The sequence below is a fragment of the Streptomyces sp. NPDC052107 genome (genome assembly GCF_040680215.1).
Taxonomy (GTDB): domain Bacteria; phylum Actinomycetota; class Actinomycetes; order Streptomycetales; family Streptomycetaceae; genus Streptomyces.
The window spans coordinates 35469-60248 of the sequence record NZ_JBFAWG010000016.1; the positions used below are offsets into that span (position 1 = coordinate 35469).

At 69.9% G+C, this 24780-nt stretch carries 19 protein-coding genes, 1 tRNA gene, 1 pseudogene and 1 riboswitch; of the genes and pseudogenes, 16 read left to right on the top strand and 5 right to left on the bottom strand.

Annotation, left to right across the window (positions count from 1 at the left end):
* Positions 1–12 precede the first annotated feature (12 nt).
* The 4 genes from AB0M27_RS19675 (at position 13) to AB0M27_RS19690 (ending at position 4981) form a co-directional block, all read left to right on the top strand.
* Positions 13–1503 (top strand): serine/threonine-protein kinase, encoded by a 1491-nt coding sequence (locus AB0M27_RS19675; protein ID WP_365723228.1) that lies wholly within the window; start codon positions 13–15, stop codon positions 1501–1503.
* Between the two features lie 234 nt (positions 1504–1737).
* The gene (locus AB0M27_RS19680; RefSeq protein ID WP_365723229.1) at positions 1738–2391 is read left to right on the top strand and encodes a SurA N-terminal domain-containing protein; all 654 of its coding nucleotides are present in this window, start codon (positions 1738–1740) and stop codon (positions 2389–2391) included.
* Between the two features lie 149 nt (positions 2392–2540).
* A complete protein-coding gene (locus AB0M27_RS19685; protein ID WP_365723131.1) occupies positions 2541–3674 on the top strand; it encodes a nucleoside triphosphate pyrophosphohydrolase in 1134 nt (377 codons plus the stop codon).
* Positions 3671–4981, top strand: coding sequence for a cytochrome P450 (locus AB0M27_RS19690; RefSeq protein WP_365723132.1), 1311 nt, complete (start codon positions 3671–3673; stop codon positions 4979–4981). The genes AB0M27_RS19685 and AB0M27_RS19690 overlap by 4 nt, the downstream gene beginning before the upstream one ends.
* On the opposite strand, the gene AB0M27_RS19695 is transcribed toward AB0M27_RS19690, so the two are convergent.
* A complete protein-coding gene (locus tag AB0M27_RS19695; protein WP_365723133.1) occupies positions 4975–5658 on the bottom strand; it encodes a DUF899 family protein in 684 nt (227 codons plus the stop codon). The two genes, AB0M27_RS19690 and AB0M27_RS19695, sit on opposite strands and share 7 nt — an antisense overlap.
* 288 nt (positions 5659–5946) lie before the next feature.
* On the opposite strand from AB0M27_RS19695, the gene AB0M27_RS19700 reads away from it, so the two are divergent.
* From AB0M27_RS19700 to AB0M27_RS19730, 7 genes and pseudogenes are all read left to right on the top strand, one after another.
* A complete protein-coding gene (locus AB0M27_RS19700; protein WP_365723134.1) occupies positions 5947–6990 on the top strand; it encodes a transglycosylase family protein in 1044 nt (347 codons plus the stop codon).
* 182 nt (positions 6991–7172) lie between these two features.
* Positions 7173–7346: riboswitch (cyclic di-AMP (ydaO/yuaA leader) on the top strand.
* Between the two features lie 4 nt (positions 7347–7350).
* The gene (locus AB0M27_RS19705) at positions 7351–8037 is read left to right on the top strand and encodes a transglycosylase family protein (protein WP_365723135.1); all 687 of its coding nucleotides are present in this window, start codon (positions 7351–7353) and stop codon (positions 8035–8037) included.
* Between the two features lie 348 nt (positions 8038–8385).
* Positions 8386–9693, top strand: a complete 1308-nt coding sequence (gene eno / locus AB0M27_RS19710) for a phosphopyruvate hydratase (RefSeq protein WP_356314036.1) — start codon at positions 8386–8388, stop codon at positions 9691–9693.
* 118 nt (positions 9694–9811) lie between these two features.
* Positions 9812–10288, top strand: coding sequence for a septum formation initiator family protein (locus tag AB0M27_RS19715; RefSeq protein ID WP_365723136.1), 477 nt, complete (start codon positions 9812–9814; stop codon positions 10286–10288).
* Between the two features lie 30 nt (positions 10289–10318).
* A pseudogene (locus tag AB0M27_RS19720) lies at positions 10319–10768 on the top strand (DUF501 domain-containing protein); the annotation flags it as partial.
* Positions 10769–10924: 156 nt separating this feature from the next.
* On the top strand, positions 10925–11935 hold the full coding sequence (locus tag AB0M27_RS19725; RefSeq protein ID WP_365723230.1) for a Ppx/GppA phosphatase family protein: 1011 nt from the start codon (positions 10925–10927) through the stop codon (positions 11933–11935).
* Between the two features lie 444 nt (positions 11936–12379).
* Positions 12380–13759 carry an NAD(P)/FAD-dependent oxidoreductase gene (locus AB0M27_RS19730; RefSeq protein WP_365723137.1) on the top strand — a complete coding sequence of 460 codons (1380 nt, stop codon included), beginning with the start codon at positions 12380–12382 and terminating at the stop codon, positions 13757–13759.
* A 109-nt stretch (positions 13760–13868) separates the two neighbouring features.
* Here AB0M27_RS19730 and AB0M27_RS19735 read toward each other — a convergent pair whose 3' ends face one another.
* Positions 13869–14507 (bottom strand): hypothetical protein, encoded by a 639-nt coding sequence (locus tag AB0M27_RS19735; RefSeq protein WP_365723138.1) that lies wholly within the window; start codon positions 14505–14507, stop codon positions 13869–13871.
* A gap of 265 nt (positions 14508–14772) precedes the next feature.
* Between AB0M27_RS19735 and AB0M27_RS19740 the strand changes: the two genes are divergently transcribed.
* Positions 14773–16074, top strand: coding sequence for a class I SAM-dependent methyltransferase (locus AB0M27_RS19740; RefSeq protein ID WP_365723139.1), 1302 nt, complete (start codon positions 14773–14775; stop codon positions 16072–16074).
* A gap of 60 nt (positions 16075–16134) precedes the next feature.
* On the opposite strand, the gene AB0M27_RS19745 is transcribed toward AB0M27_RS19740, so the two are convergent.
* Entirely contained in the window at positions 16135–18663 is a 2529-nt protein-coding gene (locus tag AB0M27_RS19745; protein WP_365723140.1) for an FtsX-like permease family protein, read from the bottom strand.
* Positions 18663–19433 carry an ABC transporter ATP-binding protein gene (locus AB0M27_RS19750; RefSeq protein WP_365723141.1) on the bottom strand — a complete coding sequence of 257 codons (771 nt, stop codon included), beginning with the start codon at positions 19431–19433 and terminating at the stop codon, positions 18663–18665. The genes AB0M27_RS19745 and AB0M27_RS19750 overlap by 1 nt, the downstream gene beginning before the upstream one ends.
* 424 nt (positions 19434–19857) lie before the next feature.
* Between AB0M27_RS19750 and AB0M27_RS19755 the strand changes: the two genes are divergently transcribed.
* The 4 genes from AB0M27_RS19755 (at position 19858) to AB0M27_RS19770 (ending at position 23606) form a co-directional block, all read left to right on the top strand.
* Positions 19858–19944, top strand: a tRNA-Leu gene (locus tag AB0M27_RS19755).
* Positions 19945–21228: 1284 nt separating this feature from the next.
* The gene (locus AB0M27_RS19760; protein ID WP_365723142.1) at positions 21229–22080 is read left to right on the top strand and encodes an alpha/beta fold hydrolase; all 852 of its coding nucleotides are present in this window, start codon (positions 21229–21231) and stop codon (positions 22078–22080) included.
* Between the two features lie 59 nt (positions 22081–22139).
* Positions 22140–22715 (top strand): FUSC family protein, encoded by a 576-nt coding sequence (locus tag AB0M27_RS19765; RefSeq protein WP_365723143.1) that lies wholly within the window; start codon positions 22140–22142, stop codon positions 22713–22715.
* A gap of 195 nt (positions 22716–22910) precedes the next feature.
* A complete protein-coding gene (locus AB0M27_RS19770) occupies positions 22911–23606 on the top strand; it encodes a type 1 glutamine amidotransferase domain-containing protein (protein WP_365587765.1) in 696 nt (231 codons plus the stop codon).
* Between the two features lie 175 nt (positions 23607–23781).
* On the opposite strand, the gene AB0M27_RS19775 is transcribed toward AB0M27_RS19770, so the two are convergent.
* Positions 23782–24645, bottom strand: a complete 864-nt coding sequence (locus AB0M27_RS19775) for an SDR family oxidoreductase (RefSeq protein ID WP_365723144.1) — start codon at positions 24643–24645, stop codon at positions 23782–23784.
* Positions 24646–24780 lie beyond the last annotated feature (135 nt).

The following is a 24780-nucleotide window of genomic DNA, read 5'->3' on the forward strand; positions in this document are numbered from 1 at the left end:
GGCCGGTACGAACTGTCCACGCTCATCGGACAGGGCGGCATGGGCCAGGTGTGGACGGCGTACGACCGGCGGCTGGACCGGCGTGTGGCGGTCAAGCTGCTGCGCCCCGACAAAGTGGCGGGCCAGGAGGCGGACGAACTGCGCCGCCGGTTCATGCGCGAGTGCCGGGTGACCGCGCAGGTGGACCACCCCGGTCTGGTGACCGTGCACGACGCGGGCAGCGAGGGCGAGGAGCTGTTCCTCGTCATGCAGTACGTCGACGGCGCCGACCTGTCCGACCATCTCGCCGAGCACGATCCGTACCCGTGGCAGTGGGCGGTCGCGGTGGCCGCGCAACTGTGCGCCGTACTGAGCGCCGTGCACGCCGTGCCGATCGTGCACCGCGACCTCAAGCCGCGCAACGTGATGGTGAAGCAGGACGGCACGGTCACCGTGCTCGACCTCGGCGTGGCGTCCGTCATGGACTCCGACACCACCCGCCTCACCCACACCGGCTCCCCGATCGGCTCGCCCGCCTACATGGCGCCGGAACAGGCGATGGGCGGGGCGGTCGGCCCGTACACCGACCTGTACGCGCTCGGCGTTCTGATGCACGAACTGCTCAGCGGCGACGTGCCGTTCGCGGGTTCGACGGCGCTCGGGGTGCTGCACCGGCACCTGTACGAGCCCCCGCTGCCCGTACGCCGTATCCGCCCCGAGGTCCCCGAGGCGCTGGAGACGCTCGTGCTGCGCCTGCTCGCCAAGGACCCGCAGCACCGGCCGGCGTCCGCGCAGGAGGTCTACGAGGACTTGGCGGCGCTCCTGCCGGCGCGCGGTATGCCCACCGGGGCGCCCTTGGACCCCACGCGCCCCTTTCTGCGACCGCACGCCCCCTGGCCGGACCGCGCGCGAACCCCCGCGCCCCAGCCCGCCCCCGTCGCGCCGCCGCCGGTGGCCGAGAAGCCCGACGTCGCCGCCGCCGTGGACGAGGTCAAGCGGCTGCTGGGCGAGGGGCGCATCACCCAGGCCGTGGACATCCTGGGCGCGATCCTGCCCGCCGCCGCCGAGCAGCACGGCGAGCACTCCCCGGTCGTACGCACCCTGCGCAAGCAGTACGCGGCCACCCTCATGGACGACGGCCAGTACCGGCGCGCGCTGCCCGAACTGCGCCGCCTCGCCGACGAACGCGCCGCCGAGGCCGGCCAGGCCGACCCGCAGTCCCTGCGCTACCGCTACGAGGCCGCACAGTGCCTGGAGCAGCTGGGCCAGCCGGCGGCGGCGCTCGCCGAGTACCGCGCGCTGCTGCCGTACTACGAGAACCAGTACGTCTCCGGCGACCCGCAGCTCGCCCACGACGTCCGCCGGCGCATCGGCCATCTGCTGCTCGCTCTCGGCGACCGGCCGTCCGCCCACGACACCCTCGCCCGGCTGCTGATGGACGTGGAACGTCTGCACGGCCCCGGCTATCCGATGGCCATGGAGATCCGGCGCACCCTGCAATGGCTGGGGCAGGTGCGCGGTTGACCATGCCGTTGCCCGGGAGGGTCCTGTGAACTCCCGTGGCACGGCATCGGCATCGGCATCGGACACGCACCAGGGGCGGGACTCACTTCTGCTGAGCCCATAGCGGCGGCGCGACGGTGCCCGAAGCGCGCGCGAATCGTTGGTCGAATGGGTTGGCCCAGGCCTCCCCACTGCCTAACATCGATCACCGCAAGACTTTGTGCACCGTCGCACAATCTCCCCTTGGAGGTTTCCTTGCACCGCCGCCGTCGCACCGCGCTCGTCCTCACCGCCGCGATCGCCGCCGTGGCACCCCTGCTGACCGCCTGCGGAAACAACGCCCACCCGGGCGCCGCAGCCGTCGTGGGAGGACAGCGGATCACCGTCGCACAGCTGGAGAGCCGGGTCGACGAGGTCCGCAGGGCACAGCGGGCCGCGGTGCCGGACGAGACCCAGTACCAGCAGGTCCTGGCTTCCACCAGCAGCCTCACCCGGGACACCCTGCACAACATGGTCCTCGACCGGGTGCTGCACCGCGCCGCGCAGGACGCGGGCATCGCGGTCAGCCGCGAGGAGGTCCAGCAGATGCGCGCCGGGCTGGAGCAGCAGGCCGGCGGCCTCAAGGGGCTGCAGATCGCCTGGCTGCAGAAGTACGGCATCGCCCCGGCCCGCCTCGACGACAACCTCCGGCTCCAGCTGGAGGCGCAGAAGCTGGCCGACCGGCTCGGCACCGACACCAGCCAGCCCGCCTTCTGGAAGGCACTGTCCAAGGCGTCCCAGGAACTCCACATCGACCTCAACCCGCGCTACGGCACCTGGGACGTGCAGAAGAGCAGCCGCGTGGACGCCAAGACGCCGTGGGTACGGGAGGTCACGACGGCGTCGGGCGGGCAGCCGGTGACGGCGTAGCGAGGGGCCGGGCCGGGCGCCGGAACGGTACGGCAGGGAACCGGCCGGGCTCGGGCAACCGAGCGGGTTCCGGCCCTACGATCACACGATCGTCCCCGCCCTGTGGATAACCAAATCCGCTCCTCGCCGCCGTGGGTTACGTTCGGATCGTGAACGCATCCAGCTCCGACCTCACCCCCGCCGCCGACCCCGGCCGCATCGTCCTGCTCACCACCAGCCACCGCGTCGCGCCCGGCCTGCTGTCCTGGCCCGCCTGGCAGGCCCTGCGCGCCGCCGACGCCGTGCTGTGCGCGGACGGAGCGCATCCGCAGCTGCCGTATCTGCGCGAGGCCGGCATAGCGGTGGCGGAGGCGTCCCCCACCGCGCAGGAGCTCATCGACGCCTGCGCCGGCGGGCGGACGGTGGTGGTCGTGGCCACCGGTGAGGGGGAGCCCGCGCTCACCGACGGCCTGGCCCGGCTGGCCGGCTCCGGCCGCGTCACCATGCCCGAGCTGGAACTGCTCCCGGCCTCCTACGACCTGCCCGGCGCCCGTCTGCTGGACCTCGTGCAGGTCATGGACCGCATCCGCGCCGAATGCCCCTGGTCGTCCCGGCAGACCCACGAGGGCCTCGCCAAGTACGGCATCGAGGAGGCGTACGAACTGGTCGAGGCGATCGAGGCCGGCGACCGCGAGGAGCTGCGCGAGGAGCTGGGCGACGTCCTGCTCCAGGTCGTCTTCCACTCCCGGATCGCCGAGGAGCACCCGGAGGCGCCGTTCTCCGTCGACGATGTGGCCGGCGGCATCGTCGCCAAGCTCGTCCACCGGCACCCGCATGTCTTCGGCGACGAGAAGGCCGAGACGCCGGAGGACGTCAAGGCGCACTGGCTGCGCACCAAGGCCGAGGAGAAGCACCGCGCCTCGGTCACGGAGGGCGTCCCGCTCGGCCAGCCCGGCCTGGCCCTCGCCGCCAAGCTCGCCTCCCGCGCGCGCACGGCGGGCCTCGACGTGCCGCTCCCCGAGGGAGAGGGCATCGGCTACCAGCTGCTGGCCCTGGCGGCCCGCGCCGAGACGGAGGGTGTGGATCCGGAGGCGGCCCTGCGCGCGGCGGCGCGCGCGTACCGGGACGCCATCCGGGAGGCGGAAGGAACAGCCCCCGAGGCGATAGCGGCCCCCGGCGGCCACCAGGACGCGGAGGCCCACCGGGACCTGGCGGAGGGAGACGCCCCCGAGGCGATACCCACGGCTCCCGGCGGCCACCGGGACGCGGAGGTCCACGCGGATCCGGATACGGTCGAAGAGTGACCGACCAGCCCCACCCCCAGACCGCCCCCGACCCGGCCCCGGACTCCGCTCCCACCCTGTTCACCTGGGAGTTCGCCACCGACCCCTACCCCGCCTACGCCTGGCTGCGTGAGCATGCGCCGGTGCACCGGACGCGGTTGCCCAGCGGTGTCGAGGCCTGGCTGGTCACCCGGTACGCCGATGCCAAGCAGGCCCTCGCCGACCAGCGGCTGAGCAAGAACCCGGCGCATCACGACGAGCCCGCGCACGCCAAGGGCAAGACCGGCATCCCCGGCGAGCGCAAGGCCGAGCTGATGACCCATCTGCTGAACATCGACCCGCCGGACCACACCCGGCTGCGGCGGCTGGTCAGCAAGGCGTTCACCCCGCGCCGGGTCGCCGAGTTCGCGCCCCGGGTGCAGGAGCTGACCGACCACCTCATCGACCGGTTCGCGGCGCAAGGCTCCGCCGACCTCATCCACGAGTTCGCCTTCCCGCTGCCCATCTACGCCATCTGCGACCTGCTCGGCGTCCCGCGCGAGGACCAGGACGACTTCCGGGACTGGGCGGGCATGATGATCCGGCACGGCGGAGGGCCGCGGGGCGGGGTCGCACGGTCGGTGAAGAAGATGCGCGGATACCTCGCCGAGCTGATCCACAAGAAGCGCGAGGCGCTGCCCGCCGAGCCCGCGCCCGGCGAGGACCTCATCTCCGGTCTCATCCGCGCCTCCGACCACGGCGAGCACCTCACCGTGAACGAGGCCGCGGCGATGGCCTTCATCCTGCTGTTCGCCGGCTTCGAGACCACCGTGAACCTGATCGGCAACGGCACCTACGCCCTGCTCACCCACCCCGAGCAGCGCGAGCGTCTCCAGGACTCCCTGGCCCGGCGGGAAAGAGACCTGCTGGAGACCGGAGTGGAGGAACTCCTGCGCTACGACGGCCCGGTGGAAGTGGCGACCTGGCGGTTCGCCACCGAGCCGCTCACCATCGGCGGGCAGGACATCGCGCCGGGGGATCCGGTGCTCGTCGTGCTCGCTGCGGCGGACCGGGATCCGGAGCGGTTCGCCGACCCGGACGTGCTGGACCTCGCCCGCCGCGATAACCAGCACCTCGGATACGGCCATGGCGTCCACTACTGCCTCGGCGCGCCGCTCGCCCGGCTGGAGGGCCAGACCGCGCTCGCCACCCTGCTCACCCGCCTGCCCGACCTGCGGCTCGCCGTCGATCCGGCCGACCTGCGGTGGCGCGGCGGGCTCATCATGCGGGGCCTGCGCACCCTGCCCGTGGAGTTCGCGCCGGTCCGGGCGGGCACCGGCGATCAGTAGTCCAGGCCCGCGAACCAGTCGCCACGGCCGCCCGGCGTCAGGTCGAGGAGGTGCCAGACCGGGTTGAGGAGGTCGATGCCGCGCTGGTCGATGTCCTCGGACATGCGTGGGTGGGCGGAGTAGAAGTGGCGGACCGTGCCGTCCGCGTCCCGGGTGAAGACGGAGACGGTGGAGTCCTGGACACCATCCTCGTCCTCGCTGCCCAGGTCGTACTTGAAGGTGCTGTCCCCGGCGCTCAGCAGGCGCAGCCGGGACCAGCCGCGGGCTCGGGCGTGCCGGCGCAGGGTGGGCGGGTCGGCGGCCGCGAGGACGACGAGGTCGGCGTTCCGGCCGACGTGGTGGGCGACGCCGTTGAAGCCGTCGATCCACAGGGTGCACATCGGAAACGGGTCGGTCTGCCGTTTGCCGTACATGAACTGGTAGACGATCAGCGGCCGGCCGGGGCCGGTGAACAGCTCGCTCAGCCTGACCTCGCGGACGGGCGTGTCGCCCGCGTCGAGGTCGGCGGGGCCTTCGAGAAAGACGTAGTCGTCGACGTCGGCGCCCTGCGGGAGCGCCCTGCGCAGGGCCGCGACCTTCTCGCGGTGGCGCATGAGTTCGATCTCGGCGTCGCGGAGTTCCTCGCGTGCGGCGAGGTAGTCCGCGGACTCACCGGGCAGCCGGGTGTGCCGCGCCATCGTGTCCTCCTGGACGGGAAGCCCCCCGGGGCATGTCGAGTCCATGGTTGCGGCCCCCCCCGCACGGGACGTGAGGCATCGCCGTTCCCGACGGGTGACAAAGCGGGCAGGAGGGGGCGATCGGTCACCGCACTGCAGGAGACGGCAAACATTCAACTCTGTGATCTTCACGTGATCTGCGCGGCATGAACTTGTGACAAGTGATCGTCTGCCGATACGTTCACCCATCAGCGTGGCGAGAGGCACTACTTCGCCCGCCGGTCCTGCTGTCGCACGAAAGGCTTCCGCATGCTCTCCGGGAACGGTCGTCACCGTCGCCCCCGTCAGGCTCCGGCCCTCCTCGTCGCGGCCGGCGTGACCGGCTCCGCCATCGCCATCCCGCTGCTCGGCGCCGCGAGCGCCAACGCGGCCGACGGCACCACGTGGGACAAGGTCGCCGAGTGCGAGAGCGGCGGCTCCTGGAGTGCGGACACCGGCAACGGCTACTACGGCGGTCTGCAGATCTCGCAGGACGACTGGGACAAGTACGGCGGCACGCAGTACGCCGAGAGCGCCGACCAGGCCAGCCGCTCGCAGCAGATATCCGTCGCCGAGAAGATCCTCGCCGACCAGGGCACCAAGCCGTGGACCATGTGCGCGCTGACCGCCGGGCTGACCTCCCACTCCGGTTCGGTCGACGTCGACCCCGGCGTCGGCGGCATCGGTGGTTCGGGTGACGCGTCCGGCTCGGCCGGCCACTCCGACTCGTCCGGTCTGCCGGATTCGTCCTCCCCGGACTCCGCCTCCGGCTCTTCCGGCTCGGACTCCACCGGCTCCTCCTCGGACGAGAGCGCCACACCGGGCCCGGGCGCGAGCGAGCACGCCACCGGGAGCCCGGGCGGCACCGGAGACTCCACCGGGACCAGCACCCCGAAGTCCGACAAGACTGACAAGTCCGGCTCGCTCGACGGCGGAAGTTCACAGGGAGGCGACAGCTCTCCCACGGCAACCCCGAGCGCCGACAACCCGGACAATTACCAGCAGAGTGCCGGTTCCTGGAGCCTGGTCGACACCGGTGCGCTCGGCAGTGGCGGACGTCACCGTGGCGAGAGCGCGGACGAAAGCGTGACAAGCGGTCAGAACGCCACATCTTCCGGCCGTCACGCCGGCCATGGACCGGACGCCTACACAGTCCGTGAGGGCGACTCCCTCGCCTCCATCGCCGAATCCCTTGACGTCGACGGCGGATGGCATGCGCTCTACGCCGCCAACGAGAAGGTCATCGGTGCCGACCCGGACCACATCGCCGCCGGTCAGACCCTGAAAGTCCATGCCGAAAACGGCGACGACTAGCGGGAATTGACGCCCCACTTCGCCACCGATGTCCGGTTTGGTGAAAGTGTGGGATGAGTCTCAGAAGCCCTGATCGTCTTTGAAAATCCGACGATCGCATGTCTACGGTCAGGACCGCTCGTCACCACGAGCCCCGGCAACCGCAACGCCGAATCCTGCCAGTGGATGCCCGGGAACAGTCGTCGCGTCAAGCGCCGTAGGCAGGAGCGGGGGACCCAAGGTAAGCGCCGGGCCCAGCGGTTGACGCTGGACCGGCTTGGGGTGAAGCCGCGCCCTCGGACAACCGAGTGCGCGGCCGGGCAACTCAACCGGCCCGAACCCGACAGCTCACCTCGCAGGCGTCGGTGAGGGGATCGATCCATGCTGTTCTCCGGCAAGGGCAAGCACCGTCGTCCGTCCAAGGCCGTCCGCGCCATCACGCTCGCCGGTGTCACCGGCGCCGCCGTCGCCGCCCCGCTGATGGCGGCCGGCAACGCCTCCGCCGCCACCGCCTCCGAGTGGGACAAGGTCGCCCAGTGCGAGTCGGGCGGCAACTGGTCCATCAACACCGGCAACGGCTTCTACGGTGGCCTGCAGTTCACCAACTCCACCTGGGCCGCGTACGGCGGCACCGCCTACGCCGCGCGTGCCGACCTCGCCACCAAGGCGCAGCAGATCGCCATCGCCGAGAAGGTCCTCGCGGGCCAGGGCAAGGGTGCCTGGCCGGTCTGTGGCACGGGCCTGTCGAGCACGCCGTACAACGGCTCCGCCCCGGCGGCCACCAAGAGCACCACGACCAAGAGCACTACCACCCGCTCCACCGACCAGGCCGCCTCCCGCTCCACCACGCGCACGGCCCCGTCGGCGAGCAAGACCGTCACCACCCCGGCCGGCAAGAAGGTCGAGAAGGGCGACGGCGAGTACAAGGTCGTCAAGGGCGACACCCTCAGCGCCATCGCCGAGAAGCACCACGTGGCGGGCGGCTGGCAGAAGCTGTTCAAGCTGAACAAGGACATCGTCCAGGACGCCGACCTCATCTACCCGGGCCAGCAGCTGCACCTGAAGTGACACCTGGCTCCGAACGGGCTCACAGTGCCCTCACGTCCCCGGCCCGCACACTGAGGGCCTCGTGAGGGCCACCCCGTCCCCATGGACTCCCCGCCCCGGCGCGTGTTCCCCCGTACGCGCCGGGGCGGGGTCTTTCGTTTCCGCGCGCTGTTTCCCCACTCTTCAGCAGGGCCTCACCGGCAGGCCTCTTTGTTCCGTGGATGAACAATGGGTACCGTCTGCGTGTCTCTCCCTGTCCACGGGACGGTCGGTCGGTGGCCGACGCCCCGGGGACGGTTAGGCTCTAGTCGCAAGGCACAGCCGTAAGGCACAAAGCCCCGCACTTCCAGCGTCACATCCAAGAAGGAGATGCTCGTGCCGTCCATCGACGTCGTCGTAGCCCGGGAAATCCTGGACTCCCGAGGCAACCCCACGGTCGAGGTCGAGGTCGGCCTCGACGACGGCAGCACGGGTCGTGCCGCCGTCCCGTCCGGCGCCTCCACCGGCGCCTTCGAGGCCATCGAGCTCCGCGACGGCGACCCGAACCGCTACCAGGGCAAGGGTGTCGAGAAGGCCGTCCTCGCCGTCATCGAACAGATCGGCCCGGAGCTGGTCGGCTACGACGCCACCGAGCAGCGCCTGATCGACCAGGCCATGTTCGACCTGGACGCCACCGACAACAAGGGCTCCCTCGGCGCCAACGCCATCCTCGGCGTCTCCCTCGCCGTCGCCCACGCCGCCTCCGAGGCGTCCGACCTCCCCCTCTTCCGCTACCTGGGCGGCCCCAACGCGCACCTGCTGCCGGTGCCGATGATGAACATCCTGAACGGCGGCTCGCACGCGGACTCCAACGTGGACATCCAGGAGTTCATGATCGCCCCGATCGGCGCGGAGTCCTTCTCCGAGGCCCTGCGCTGGGGCGCCGAGGTGTACCACACCCTCAAGTCCGTCCTGAAGTCCAAGGGCCTGTCCACCGGCCTCGGCGACGAGGGCGGCTTCGCCCCGAACCTGGGCTCCAACCGCGAGGCCCTCGACCTCATCCTCGAGGCCGTCAAGCAGGCCGGGTACGTCCCCGGTGACCAGATCGCCCTCGCGCTCGACGTGGCCGCCTCCGAGTTCTACAAGGACGGCAAGTACCTCTTCGAGGGCAAGGAGCGCTCCGCCGCCGAGATGACGGAGTACTACGAGGAGCTCGTCGCGGCCTACCCGCTCGTCTCCATCGAGGACCCGCTGTTCGAGGACGACTGGGCCGGCTGGAAGGTCATCACCGACCGTCTCGGCGACAAGGTCCAGCTGGTCGGCGACGACCTGTTCGTCACCAACCCCGAGCGCCTCGCCCGCGGCATCGAGGAGGGCACCGCCAACGCCCTGCTGGTCAAGGTCAACCAGATCGGCTCCCTGACCGAGACCCTGGACGCCGTCGAGCTGGCCCAGCGCAACGGCTTCAAGTGCATGATGTCCCACCGCTCCGGCGAGACCGAGGACGTCACCATCGCCGACCTCGCCGTCGCCACCAACTGCGGCCAGATCAAGACGGGCGCCCCGGCCCGCTCCGAGCGCGTCGCCAAGTACAACCAGCTGCTGCGCATCGAGGAGATCCTCGACGACGCCGCGGTGTACGCCGGCCGCAGCGCGTTCCCGCGCTTCAAGGGCAACCACGAGATCTCCAAGGGCTGAGCCAACCCGGGCCAAGTCTTAGCCAGTCGTACGTACGTCCCCGTACCCGGTCCCGTACCGTGTCCGGGGACGTACGCACGTATGAAGGACACCGGCAAGGGGAGGCGGGAGAAGCCAGATGGCCGTCAAGGACCGGGACCGTTTCTCCACCACGACCAGGCTGCGGCTGCTCGGCGAGCAGACGGCGGCTCGCGTGTACCGCTCCCAGACCAGGCGCCAGGCCCGCCGTTCCCGGCTCACCGGCCGCGCGGCGCTGCTCGCGCTGGTGCTGTGCTCGCTGATCGTCGCGCTCGCCTACCCGATGCGCCAGTACGTCTCCCAGCGCGCGCAGATCTCCGACCTCCAGCGGCAGCAGGAGCAGGCCCGCAAGCGGGTCGAGCAGCTGCGCGACCTCAAGGCGCGCTGGCAGGACGACTCCTACGCCGAGCAGCAGATCCGGCGCCGGCTGCACTATGTGATGCCCGGGGAGACCGGGTACGTGGTGATCGACCCGGGCGCGGCCAAGCAGTCCCGTGCCGACCTCGGGGCCGCCCGCCGGCCCTGGTACGCGAACGTCTGGGACGGCGTCGACAAGTCCGACGCCTCCGACCAGTGAACCGACAGAAAGCCTGACGAAAAAGCAGTCATGGAAACGCCCCCGCCGCCCACTGAGCGCACCGAGCCCACCGACGCCGACGTCGAGGCCTTCAAGCAGCAACTCGGCCGCCCGCCGCGGGGTCTGCGGGCCATCGCACACCGCTGCCCGTGCGGTCAGCCGGACGTCGTGGAGACGGCACCCCGGCTGCCCGACGGCACGCCCTTCCCGACGACGTACTACCTGACGTGCCCGCGCGCCGCCTCGGCGATCGGGACGCTGGAGGCGGACGGCGTCATGAAGGAGATGACGGAGCGGCTGCAGACCGACCCGGAACTGGCCGCCGCCTATCGGGCCGCGCACGAGGACTACATCCGGCGCCGGGACGAGATCGAGGTCCTGGAGGGCTTCCCCAGCGCGGGCGGCATGCCGGACCGCGTGAAGTGCCTGCACGTGCTGGTCGCGCACTCCCTGGCCGCCGGTCCGGGCGTGAACCCGCTCGGTGACGAGGCGATCGCGATGCTGCCGGAGTGGTGGCGCAAGGGGCCGTGTGTGCAGCCGCTCCAGGCGCCCGACCCGGCCGACGAGCACCCCGGCGAGGAGGGTGCCGTCACCGACCCGACCGAGGTCCGCAGCGGTTTCTTCGCGTACCGGCCGATGGTTCCGGAGGGCTTCTCCCGGGTCGCCGCAGTCGACTGCGGCACGAACTCCATCCGGCTGCTGGTCGCCGACGTCGACCCGGCCACCGGCGAACTGCTGGAGCTGGACCGGCGCATGACGATCGTGCGGCTCGGCCAGGACGTGGACCGCACCGGCCGGCTGGCGCCGGAGGCGCTGGAGCGGACCTTCGCCGCGTGCCGGGAGTACGCCGGGGTCATCCGTGAACTCGGCGCCGCCAAGGTGCGGTTCGTCGCCACCTCCGCCTCCCGGGACGCCGAGAACCGGGACGACTTCGTGCGCGGCGTGCTGGACATCCTCGGCGCCGAGCCGGAGGTGATCAGCGGCGACCAGGAGGCCGAGTTCTCCTTCACCGGCGCGACCAAGGAGCTGAAGGGACAAGACAAGGGGGGCACGGAGCGCCCTTCGATTGAGGGTGGTGGTGGGCGACGGGCGGGCGACCTCACCAAGCCGTACCTGGTGGTGGACATCGGCGGCGGCTCCACCGAGTTCGTCGTCGGCGAGGAGCACGTCCGGGCGGCGCGGTCCGTGGACGTCGGCTGTGTGCGGATGACCGAGCGGCACCTGGTGCACGACGGCAAGGTGAGCGACCCGCCCACCGAGGAGCAGATCGCCGCCATGAGGGCCGACATCGAGGCCGCTCTGGACCTCGCCGAGGAGACGGTCCCGCTGCGCGAGGCGCGCACCCTGGTGGGCCTCGCCGGGTCCGTCACCACTGTCTCGGCCATCGCGCAGGAACTGCCGGAGTACGACTCCGCGCGCATCCACCACTCCCGCGTCTCGCGCGACCGCGTCCGCGAGATCACCGAGTGGCTGCTGCGCTCCACGCACGCCGAGCGCGCCGCGATCCCGTCCATGCACCCCGGCCGGGTCGACGTCATCGGCGCGGGCGCCCTGGTGCTGCTCGCGATCATGGAGCGGATCGGCGCCGAGGAGGTCGTGGTGAGCGAGCACGACATCCTCGACGGCATCGCCTGGTCGGTGGCGTAGCTCTCTTTTGTTACTCGTGGGTAGCCGTCTGCTGAGCAGGTCGGATAACGTTTGAGCGGTGTCGGGGGGCCCTTCGGGGCCCCTTCGTCGCGACCGCTCCGGAAAAGTTCGTGAAGTTCTTCACAAGGAATTCGGCCCGGTCGGGCTACGAAAGGGTGCCGGTTGGCCCTTCCGGGGCCCCAAAGGTCGTTTGAACATGTTCAGATGGAGGGTGGGGGCGACCGCGGAAAGGGTTGTTCCGGTCGCGTCACGGCGCCCTCACCGCCGTCCCGCCGGCCAGGAGAGGCAGCTCACGCGGCATTGACAACGGCCTCGGCCGTACTGCGGTTCCCGTCGCCGGTCATGATCTGCGTCACGCGGGTCGCGGAGTGTAGCACAGGGTCTGTCAGACCTTGTGAAGGGGCGCACGAGCACCCCCTCGGAGGCGGGTGGATACTCGATGGCATGAGCACCACGGAGCGTCCCAGGATCCTCGTAGTAGGCGGTGGGTACGTAGGCCTGTACGCAGCTCGGCGCATTCTCAAGAAGATGCGCTACGGAGAGGCGACCGTCACGGTCGTCGACCCCCGGTCGTACATGACCTACCAGCCCTTCCTTCCCGAAGCCGCCGCCGGCAACATCTCCCCTCGCCACGTCGTCGTCCCGCTGCGACGCGTGCTGCCGAAGGCGGAGGTCCTCACCGGTCGGGTCACCACCATCGACCAGGACCGCAAGGTCGCCACGATCGCCCCGCTGGTGGGCGAGGCGTACGAGCTGCCCTTCGACTACCTCGTGATCGCGCTCGGCGCGGTCTCCCGTACCTTCCCGATCCCCGGCCTCGCCGAGCAGGGCATCGGCATGAAGGGCATCGAGGAGTCCATCGGACTGCGCAACCACGTCCTCGAGCAGCTGGACAAGGCCGACTCCACGACCGACGAGGAGATCCGCCGCAAGGCGCTCACCTTCGTCTTCATCGGCGGTGGCTTCGCGGGCGCGGAGACCATCGGCGAGGTCGAGGACCTGGCCCGGGACGCGGCCAAGTACTACAAGAGCGTGTCCCGTGAGGACATGCGCTTCATCCTCGTCGACGCCGCCGACAAGATCCTCCCCGAGGTCGGCCCCAAGCTCGGCCAGTACGGCAAGGAGCACCTGGAGAGCCGGGGTGTGGAGATCTACCTCTCCACCTCCATGGACTCCTGCGTCGACGGCCACGTGGTGCTCAAGAACGGCCTCGAGGTCGACGCCAACACGATCGTGTGGACGGCCGGCGTCAAGCCGAACCCGGCCCTGTCCCGCTTCGGCCTGCCCCTCGGCCCGCGCGGCCACGTCGACTGCGAGCCCACGCTCCAGGTCAAGGGCACGGACTACATCTGGGCCGCCGGTGACAACGCGCAGGTCCCGGACCTCGTCGGCCGCAAGGCGGGCAACGAGAACGCCTGGTGCCCGCCGAACGCCCAGCACGCGCTGCGCCAGGCCAGGGTCCTCGGCGACAACGTGGTCTCCGGTATGCGGGGCTTCCCGCAGAAGGAGTACGAGCACGCCAACAAGGGTGCGGTCGCCGGTCTCGGCCTGCACAAGGGCGTGGCGATGATCGTCATGGGCAAGATGAAGATCAAGCTCAAGGGCCGCCTCGCCTGGTACATGCACCGTGGCTACCACGGCATGGCGATGCCGACCTGGAACCGCAAGATCCGCGTCTTCGCCGACTGGACGCTCGGCATGTTCCTCAAGCGCGAGGTCGTCTCCCTGGGCGCCATGGAGAACCCGCGCGAGGAGTTCTACGAGGCGGCCAAGCCGGCGCCGGTCGCCGCCGCCAAGACCGAGGAGAAGGCCAAGGCCTCCTGACCCAAGGTCTGCTGAACACCCCGAAGGGGCCGCCTGCCATCCGTGGTGCGGGCGGCCCCTTCGGCGTGTGCGGACACCGGCTCCCGCCGGGCCGGTGTCCGCACACCGGTCAGGTGGCCACGGCGGGTTCCTGGACCTGCCGGGGGCTGTGGTCCGGGACCTTGATGCTGTCGAGCACCTGCCGGTAGTCCTGGTCGACGGTGGCCCGCTGACTGCCGGTGCCGACGGTCATGACCATGATCAACTGCTTGCCGTGGTCGGTGAGGCGGATGTGCCCCACCTCGCCGTCGGCGCCGACGAGCTTGGCCTCCAGATAGTGGTCGCCGGCATGGACATCGGTGCTGTGCAGCCGGGGGCTGGTATCGGTGCCGTTGTAACCGTCCACCGCGGCCTTGAGACCCGTCCTGAGGTCCCACGGCTTGGTCGGGGCCTTGCCAGGCCCGTCGAGGACCGAGAAGCCCAGGGCGCCGTATCCGGTCGACACCACGTAGTCACGGCTGTTGATTCCGTGATCGCTGTACTTGTGCATCACGGGTTTTCCGGGGAGCTGGACGGTGATGCCGCTCGGGCTGTCGGTGACCTCCTTCCACTGCGTGGCGGCGTCGGGCCGGCCGGCGGCGGTGACGGCGGCCGTATGCGGAGCCGCGGGGGCGGCGAACGCGCTGCCGGCGGACAGCACACCTCCGGTGATCACCGTCGTCGAGGCGGCGAGCAGGGCGAGGCGCTGGAACTTGGAAAGACGAACCATGGCAATGCACATCCGATGAGAAGAAGGGGAAGTCGGGTATGTCATCCATTACGGCCCGGCCCCCGGATGCACGTCATGCCCCTGCAAGTCGTGACTTGACCGACGGCGGGGCCTCGCGCACACTGCGCACCCCATCGGGCATGCCATCTGCATGGCCCGTACAGCTGTTTTGCCCAGTTGTAACTCCTTTGCGGGACTGCGCCGGACGGCCAACGGTGTTTACGTGGTTACCGGCATCCGGGATCTCGTCTTGGAGGTGTGCGCCATGGCCGACGCCGCGTCGCGGCTGAGGAGTCTTGCCGAGCAAGGGCTGGGAGCCCCGCTCCCGCTACGGATCCGGGCCTGGGACGGGTCGCAGGCCGGGCCGCCGGACGCGCCGGCGCTCGTCGTGCGCAATCGCCGGGCCTTGCGCCGCATGCTGTTCAAACCGGGCGAGCTGGGTCTCGTCCGCGCCTGGGTCTCCGGGGACCTGGGCATCGAGGGCGACCTGTACACCGCGCTCGACGCGCTGGCGGGACTGGTGTGGGAGCGCGGCGAGGACGCCCGCGGCCTCCTCCAGGCCCTGCGCGAGCCCGCCGTACGGGCGGCCGCCCTTGAGCTGCTGAAGCTGGCCGGGCCCCCGGTCCCGCCCGCCCCGCCGCGCGAGGAGGTCCGCAGGCCGCGCCGGCATCTGCACACCCGGCGCACCGACAAGCGGGCGATCAGCCATCACTACGACGTCGGCAACGACTTCTACGAGATCGTCCTCGGGCCGTCCATGGTGTACTCCTGCGCATACTGGGGGGCCGCCGAAAACGGTGACACCCTGGAGAGCGCCCAGCGGGACAAACTCGAACTCGTCTGCGTCAAGCTCGGTCTGAGGCCCGGTCAACGGCTGCTGGACGTCGGCTGCGGCTGGGGCTCGATGGCGATCCACGCGGCCCGCGAGCACGGCGTGAGCGTCGTCGGGATCACCCTGTCGCAGGAGCAGGCGGCGTACGCCCGTAAGCGCGTCGCCGACGAGGGGCTGACCGACCGGGTGGAGATCAGGGTCCAGGACTACCGGGACGTGGCGGACGGTCCCTTCGACGCCATCTCCTCCATCGGCATGGCCGAACACGTGGGCGCCGAGCGGTATCTGGAGTACGCCCGTCGGCTGCACGGCCTGCTCAAGCCCGGCGGGCGGCTGCTCAACCACCAGATCGCCCGCCGCCCGCAGCACGACGAGTCGGCGTACTCCGTGGACGAGTTCATCGACGCCTACGTCTTCCCGGACGGCGAACTCGCACCCGTGGGCACCACCGTCACCCAGCTGGAGCGCGCCGGGTTCGAGGTGCGGGACGTGGAGTCCATCCGCGAGCACTACGCGCGCACCCTGCGCCGCTGGGTGGCCAACCTGGAAGGGGAGTGGGACCGCGCGGTCCGCCTCACCAGCCCCGGCCGGGCCCGCGTCTGGCGGCTGTACATGGCCGCTTCCGCGCTCGCCTTCGAACGCAACCGGATCGGCGTCAACCAGGTCCTGGCGGTCCGCACCCCGGAGTCGGGCGCGTCCGGCCTGCCGCTGCGCACCCGCACCTGGAACACCTGACCGCCTACGGCAAAGGGGGGCCTCGCGGCTGCGAGGCCCCCTCCATCACGTGCCGTACGGTTACTCGGCCTTGATCGCCGCCAGCATGTTCAGCCGCGCCGCGCGCCGGGCCGGCCACAGGGCGGCGAGGACGCCGACCGTGCCCGCCAGCAGCAGGAAGACCGCCATCCGGGCCCAGGGCAGGACCAGTTCGTACGTCGGCATCTTCGTGCCCAGCAGCTGACCGGCCGCCCATCCGAAGAACACGCCCAGGCCGATGCCGAGCACGCCGCCGAACAGGGAGATCACCAGGGACTCCAGGCGGACCATCCGCTTGACCGCCTTGCGGTCCAGGCCGATCGCGCGGAGCATGCCGATCTCCTGGGCGCGTTCGAAGACGGACATGGCCAGGGTGTTGATGACCCCGAGGACCGCGACGATCACCGCCATGCCGAGCAGGCCGTAGAGCATGTTCAGCATCGTCGTGAACATCTTCGCGATGTCGTTGGAGATGTCCTGCTTGTCCTGGATCTTGATCGCCGGGTTGGTGCCGAGGGCCTTGGTCAGCCTGTCCTTCGTCGCGTCGGAGGCGCCGGATGCCGTCTTGACCATGACCTGCATGTCGGCCGGGTCCTTCACGTGCGGGGTGAGGACCTTGTCGTCGAGCATGATCCCGTTGATCAGGTCGTTGCCCTCGTAGACACCGGCGACGGTCAGCTGCCGTGCCTTGCCGTCCTCGAAGTGCGCGGTGAAGCGCGAACCGGCTGTCCAGCCGTGCTCCTTGGCCCGGTCCCTGTCCACGACGACCTGCGTGCCGCTCACCGTGAACGAGCCCTCGTCCACCTTCAGGTCGGTCAGCTTCCCGATGGACGAGCCGTCGACCCCGGTCAGGAACTCGGTCTTGCCGCCGATCCGGGACTCGGCGTTGCGCAGCGGGCTGCTGGCGGTGACGCCGTCGATGGCGGCGAGCCTGGTCGCCACGTCCGGGGAGAGCGGGGAGCGGTTGGCCATCGAGACGACGTAGTCCGAGCGGATCGCCGAGGAGGCCATCTTGTCGATCGCGGTCTGCAGGCTGCCCGCCATCACCGTCAGACCGGTGATCAGGGTCAGGCCGATCATCAGCGCGGAGGCGGTGGCCGCCGTACGCCGCGGGTTGCGCACCGAGTTCTGGCGGGCCAGCTTGCCCGAGATCCCGAAGGCGCGCAGCACCGGGGCGGCGGCCGCGATCAGCGGGCGCGACAGCAGCGGGGTCAGGATGAACACGCCGATGATGAGCAGGACCGCGCCGATGCCCATCGGGCCCTGGGCGGAGTCGGTGTCCATCGACGTGGCCGCGAGGACCACCGCGACGCCGGCCGCCGCGAACAGGGCGCCGAGCGTGTTGCGCAGCACCAGCGACTTGGTGGTGGCCTTGGCGTGCACGCTGCTCATCGCCGCCACCGGCGGGATCTTCGCGGCCCGGAGGCCGGGCAGCCAGGCGGCCAGCATGGTGATGAGGATGCCGACCGCTAGGGCGGCCACCACGGTGCCGGGGCTGATCACCAGCGGCCCGTCGGGCACGCTCGCGCCGAAGGAGCCCAGCAGCGAGCGCAGGCCCGCGCCGATGCCGACGCCGGCGGCGAGCCCCGCCACACCCGCGACCGCGCCGACCGCGAGCGCCTCGATCAGCACCGAGCGGGTCACCTGGCGGCGGGAGGCGCCGACCGCGCGCAGCAGGGCCAGTTCGCGGGTGCGCTGGGCGACCAGCATGGTGAAGGTGTTGGCGATGATGAACGTGCCGACGAACAGCGCGATGCCGGCGAACACCAGCAGCGCCTGCTTCAGGCCGCTCATCGAGTCGGCGATCTGCTTCGCCTGGTCGTCGGCGAGCTGCTTGCCGGTGGTGGTCTCCACCAGATGCGCGGGCAGGGCCTTGTCCAGCTGGGCCTTCAGCGCGGTCTGGCTGGTGCCGGCCGCGGCCTTGACGTCGATCTCGTCGTACGTGCCCTTCTTGCCGAACAGCGCTTGCGCGGTCGGCGTGTCGAACAGGGCGAGGCTGCCGCCGGCGGAGACGTTGCCGTCGTCGGTGGTGAAGATGCCGGCGAGGGTCGGGGTGAGGACCGGGCCGTTCACGGACAGGCGCACGGTGTCGCCGACCCGGTAGCCGGCCCGCTTCGCGGTCCTGGAGTCGAGCAGCACCTCGCCCGCGCCGCGCGGGGCGTGGCCGCCGACCAGCGGGTACCGGGCGTCCTTGGTGCCCCAGTAGTTGCCGCCGGCGGACTGCCAGTCGCCGCCGGCCAGTTTGCCGTCCTTGCCGGCGACGGCGGTGAAGCCGCTGACGACTCCGGTCGCGGAGGCGGCGCCGGGGACCTTGGCGGCCTTGTCGAGCGTGGCCGGGGTCAGGTCGGACAGCTGGCCGACCTTGTCGCCCTTGGAATCCTGGTACTTGGGCCGTACGGCGACGTCGACCTGGTCGAAGCCCTTGGCGGAGCTCTTCTGGTAGGCGTCGGAGACGGTGTTGGTGAAGACGAGCGTCCCGGCGACGAAGGCCACGCCGAGCATCACGGCGAGCACGGTCATCAACAGCCGGGCCTTGTGCGCGAGGACGTTGCGCAGGGCGGTGCGGAACATCAGGAGGTACGGCCCTTCGCGTCGAACTGCTTCATGAGGTCGAGGACGGAGTCGGCCGTAGGACCGTGGATCTCGTCGACGATCCGGCCGTCCGCCAGAAAGACCACGCGGTCCGCGTACGCCGCCGCCACCGGGTCGTGCGTCACCATGACGACGGTCTGGCCCAGTTCGCGCACCGAGTTGCGCAGGAAGCCGAGGACCTCGGCGCCGGAGCGCGAGTCGAGGTTTCCGGTCGGCTCGTCGCCGAAGATGATGTCGGGCTTGGAGGCAAGGGCGCGGGCGACGGCGACGCGCTGCTGCTGGCCGCCGGAGAGCTGGGAGGGCCGGTGGCTGAGCCGCCCGGACAGGCCGACCATCGCGATGACCTGATCCAGCCAGGCCTTGTCCGGCTTCCGCCCGGCGATGTCCATCGGCAGGGTGATGTTCTCCAGGGCGGTCAGCGTCGGCAGCAGGTTGAAGGCCTGGAAGATGAAGCCGATCTTGTCCCGGCGGAGCTTGGTGAGCTGCTTGTCCTTCAGGGAGCCCAGCTCGGTGTCACCGATGCGGACCGACCCGGACGAGAAGGTGTCGAGGCCGGCCACGCAGTGCATCAGCGTGGACTTGCCCGAGCCCGACGGGCCCATGATCGCGGTGAACTCGGCCTGCCGGAAGTCGACGGAGACCCGGTCCAGGGCGACCACCCGGGTCTCACCCTGCCCGTAGATCTTCGACAGCTCCGTGGCGCGTGCGGCCACGGCGGTGGTCCGGTCGGCGGTGGGTGTGGTGGTCACGGGACGGTGCTCCTGTCGGGACGACGTGTGTTCCATGGGGACCGTTCCATCGTCCCGGCGCCGAGGGCGCGTGTAGTCAGTCGCTGTTCCGGTTCCGGAGGGCGACTCGGGTCGGACGGGGAAGCGCCGTGTCATACCTGGGGAGGACGGCGGACCCTGAGGGCGGCACTCGCCGGATCGCCGTCGAACCGCTGTCGAACGATGTCGAGAACGGGTGGAACACCCTCGTTCGGACGGTGAAATTCCGTCATTCCGCGTACGGGCGTACCCCCGTCACGTCACGCTGTTGGCAAGTGCGGATGGCCCGTTCCACGGGCTGATGCACCCTCAGACGTCAATAAAATAAGACAACATCGGTCCGCCCTCCGGCTGTTCGGGGGATGCGTCCCGATAGGCTCGAACCTCGAAGCGGAGCCCATGGCCTGCCCGGATGGTGGAATGCAGACACGGCGAGCTTAAACCTCGCTGCCCCTTCGCGGGCGTGCCGGTTCAAGTCCGGCTCCGGGCACCACTTCGTCTGCGACGCAGGAGGCGGGCCGCCCTCGGGGGTGACCCGGAAGTGGCCCGCTGGTTGCAGTTCTGGTTGCAATTACGGTTCCCGCAGCGCGCCGCCGAGCCGTTTCGCGGCGTCCTTCGTCAGCTTGCGCCCTGCTGATTCGGTGACGCTTAGTGACCGACAGGGGCAGTCGCTCCTGCGGTGCCCCAAGGGCAACGCCGGGGGCGCACCGCGCAGCTACGGGGCTTGTTGACCCCCGGCCCGACGGCACAGGCCATGGTCGACTGTTGGGCGCCACATGGTGGAGCAGACTCGGACAACATCTCCAGAGACTCCCCGGCGGCCTGGCAACGCCCTGCGTTACGCGCAGGTGCGTCAGACCGGCCGGGCTCAGGGAGCATTCGTATGGCCGGACGGCGTGCTGTGCGTTGAGCAAGGGGTCGTCGCGCCCTCTTTTCGATGCTGTGCGGCCGCGCCTTACGAGGCCCGGCGGCGGTCGCCGTGGTGGCGGTCGAACACCCAGGGGTGTGCTTCGGGGGTTCGCCGCAGACGTCGCAGACGCCGGGGCGCGGGAGCACCTCAATGTAGTTGTGAGCGAAGCCGCCGGGGCCGTCGTAATCGCGTTGCGCGACTCTCAGGCAGTCCCGGCCGGGCCAGCAGCGGCCACAGCAGTCGGGACCATGATGGTCGGGTCTACCTTCTTGCTGCACCCCCTGTGACTGCACACGTAGTACCACCCCTCCCTGTGGACATGATGCGAGGTGCGGCACCTGCCAGCACTGGTGGTGTTGGGGTTCCTCGCCTTCGGCGTCCTTAGCGACAGACGTCCGGCCGCATGCTGCGGCCACCCCGCCCGCTCCTCGACACTCGTCGCGGGACTCCTCGTCGCGACAGCCGATATCCACCGTATGACCGCGCGATATAGCTCGCAATTCACCCATTCGAACCCTCGCGCGTCTCACGATGCGGCACCCCGACTACTCGCCGTCGCGCATCCAGCGCGGCGGCGAGTAGTCGGGGTCCAGCGGCGACGGCCTGTCGAGCGGCGACCACACCCGCCACCGGCCCCCCTCCACGGCAACGAATGCGCGGCAAGCAGATACACGCGAACATGGTGATCCGGGAGATGCGGCGGACGCGGAGCACGACGACTTCCGCGAAGGAGGTCCGCGCGACTCCGCGCAGCCGGCCGGACAGGGCTCTCGGGGTGGCTGCGGGCGACGCCTTCCGTACGACCCTCACTTTTCTCAGTCGCCGAACAGGCCGAGTTCACCTTGTACGCCGAGGAAGTGGAAGCACATGACCGTCTCCGGAATCCTGACATCGGGCCAGGGCAGACTGGCCCTTGGAGTGGCGGTGCTCTCCGCCCTGACAGTGATGCCGATGCCGACTCACGCCGCGGACGACATCGGTCGGGCCCCGGCGGCCCAGAAGCCAACCGTGGTGCTCGTACACGGAGCGTTCGCCGACGGGTCCAGCTGGAACGCAGTGGTCCAGCGCCTGCAGCGGGACGGCTACCAGGTCATCGCCCCGCCCAACACGCTGCGCGGCATACCCCAGGACTCGACGTACCTGAACAGCCTCCTCAAAACCATCAAGGGACCGATCGTTCTCGTCGGACACTCCTACGCCGGCGAGGTGATCTCACAGGCGGCCGCCGGCCTCGACAACGTCAAGGCACTCGTGTACGTCAACGCCATCATGCCGGACAAGGGAGAGTCCTTCGCCAGCCTCTCCGGCAAATTCGCGGCAGCCCCGCTCACCAAGGCGCTGAGGCAGGTCCCCTTCCGCAACGGCGACACCACCACGGGCACCGACGTGTACATCCGGCCCGCCGAACTCCACGCCACCTTCGCCCAGGACCTCTCCCAGCAGCAGGCGTCCGTCATGGCATCGACACAGCGGCCGATCGCACAGTCCGCCTTCACCGACAAACTCACCGAAGCGGCCTGGCGGGACAAGCCCGTCTACGTGCTCGTCGGCAGACAGGACCGGGCCATCAACCCGAGCCTCGAACGGTACGAGGCCGAACGCGCGCACGCGCGCAGGACAGTGGAGATCGACTCCTCCCACGTGTCCCTGATCTCCCACCCCCAAGCCGTCACGGATCTCATCCTCAGCGCGGCCCACGACTCCGTCACCGGTAAGTGACGAACGGGCATGTCCTGTCACAGTCGCGCGTTGCGGTTCCACGAGACAGCGGTCGCAGCATGGCGGTGACATCGAGTTCACCGAAGGCGGGGACCGGAAGGCTGCTGAGGTACTCGGTCGAGGTCGGCCTGGCCAGTCTGCTGAGCTACTGGGCGGCGACCAGACTGTGGTCGACCGCTCATCAGCGGTACGAGGAAGGGCAACTCGGTGGCATGTGGGCTGCGATCTCCACGATCTTCGTGATCCGGGAATGCAAAAGGGAGAGTGCGATCGCGGCGATCGCTCGCATGTCGGCGACCCTCATCAGCTTCGTATTCTGCCTGGCATACCTCGCGTTCCTGCCCTTTCACGCCTGGGGCCTCGCCCTGCTCGTGGGCTTGAGCGTCCTGGTGCCCGGGCTGATCGGACGGCCCGGCGACGAAGCGACCGCGGCCATCACCACCACCGTCGTCATGGTCGTCGCAGGACTGAACCCGCACGGGGCCTGGAAACAGCCGCTGCTACGTCTGGCGGACACGGCCATCGGCGTAGCAGCAGGCTTGGTCACGCTGGTCATCGTGCATCAGATCGGCAAGTGGACAGGCAGAGGAAGCGGCCCTCCACCGGATCGATCACCCACGAGTCAGGCCGGCTGACTCCGCACACTCTCGCGACGTGGGCTGTCAGGACGGACGAGTCCCAGTGATTCACCCCAATTGTCCCGCCGAGGATCCGAGCCCGCGGCTCCGAAGTGCGCGACGGCAATGGCCCGCTTAGCGTGCGAAGTGCGCGGGGACTGCCCAGCCGTGGTCGCGCCTGCGCGCGAAGGTCGGGACGAAGGAGCATGGGGTATGGCGAAGGTACTGTTCATCGTCAGCGGTGCCAGCTACTGGGTGCTTAAGGACGGCACGAGGCATGCCACGGGTTACTGGGCGGAAGAGTTCGCGAACCCGTACAAGATCCTCACGGATGCCGGTCACCAAGTGATCATCGCCACTCCGGGCGGCGTGATTCCCACCGTCGACATGATGAGCCTGCGCCCGTCCTTCAACGGTGGTGAGGACGGGGCCCTGCAGCAGGAGAACATCATTCGCGACGCCGAGGGGATGCGGCGGCCGCTCAAGCTCTCGGACGTGCGGCTCGAGGACTACGACGCCGTCTACCTGCCGGGCGGTCACGGGCCGATGCAGGACCTGGCGTTCGACCCCGATACCGGGCGCCTGCTGACCGAGCAGCTGCAGTCGGGCAAGCCGCTGGCGATCGTGTGCCACGCCCCGGCCGCGATGCTGGCCACCCGGATCCACGGTGTCTCGCCGTTCAAGGGCTACAAGATCACGGCCTTCACCAATGACGAGGAGGAAGGCGTAGGGCTGGCCCCCCGAGCCCCGTGGCTGCTGGAGACCGACCTCAAGGAGAAGCTCGGGGTCGACTTCAGCCGGGGTCCGAACTGGGAGCCGTACATGGTCGAGGACCGCAACCTCATCACCGGCCAGAACCCGCACTCGGCCGGGGTCCTCGGCAAACGACTCCTCGAAGTCCTCGCCTGACGGCGTCGCGGCGGCTCAGCCCGCGACCGGGGTGCGACCACGGTCCCGGCACCACGGGGCGCGGCCGGGTCGTGGCCCGCGTGCCATCCGCGCGTCCAGGCTCCGGTAGCGCCGCGTTGGTGTCGTGCGCCCCTGCCGTCCTTGCCGGGGGCCGCCACGTTGATGCGATGCCGGTTCAGGCCGAGACCGGTGTCTCCGGCTTCATCTTGTAGGCGTTCTTGATGGCCTCATGCCGGGTACCGAGGCCATCGGTGACCTTGCGCTCCCACGGAACCCGCTGCAGCTGTTTGGTCTCGTCGATCATGGACTTCGGCTCCAGGTTCCGGAAGCTGTCGACCTCGCCGGCCGCCACGGCCGTCAGCGTGGCGAAGACGGCTTCAGGGTCGAACTGCGCCCGCGGGAAGGCGAGTTCGGAGTAGTCGAACAGTCGCTCCGCGGGGTCGTCCTCCCAGCTCTCCCACGTCTGGAACATCCGGTCGTTGAAGCCGGTCAGGAACGGCCCCGGATTCACCGTGGCGACCTCTATGTTGTACTCCTGCAGCTCGTACGCCATGGTCTCGGCGATCGCCTCGATCGCGTGCTTGGACGCCGAGTAGATACCCGTGAACGGATTGACGTTCAGGCCTTCCCGTGACGAGACCCAGACGATACGGCCCTCGCCGCGCTTGATCATCTGCTTGGCGATCCCCTGGGTGAGCAGAAGCGGCCCCGTGACGTTGACCTCGAACTGGTGCCGGATGTTCGCGCCGGGGATGTCGACCGTCGAGCCTCCTTCTCCGACGCCCGCGTTGTTCACGAGGATCTCCACGCCCCAGTCGAGAGCCTTGCGCCGGTCGCCGTCGTTGGTTACGTCGAGCTTCTCCACGTGCAGGTCGACCTTCCGCTCGGCCGCCTGCCACTTCAGGGTCTGCACCTGGGCGTAGATCTCGACGCTGGCGATGACGTCGAATCCCTTCTGGGCCAGCCGCATGGCCGCCTCGAAACCGAAGCCGGAACCGGCTCCCGTGATGAGAACCTTCTTCAGCGACGAATTCGACATGGTGACGCACTTCCTTTTCGTCTGTCCGGTTCGCGGTTATCGACTTGTCGATGGTGTTCTCGGAGCTGTTTTGCATTCAAACGGCGAGAGCGGTGCTGCCGCTTGCGACCGCGCCCCGCGGGGGGAAAGGCCAAG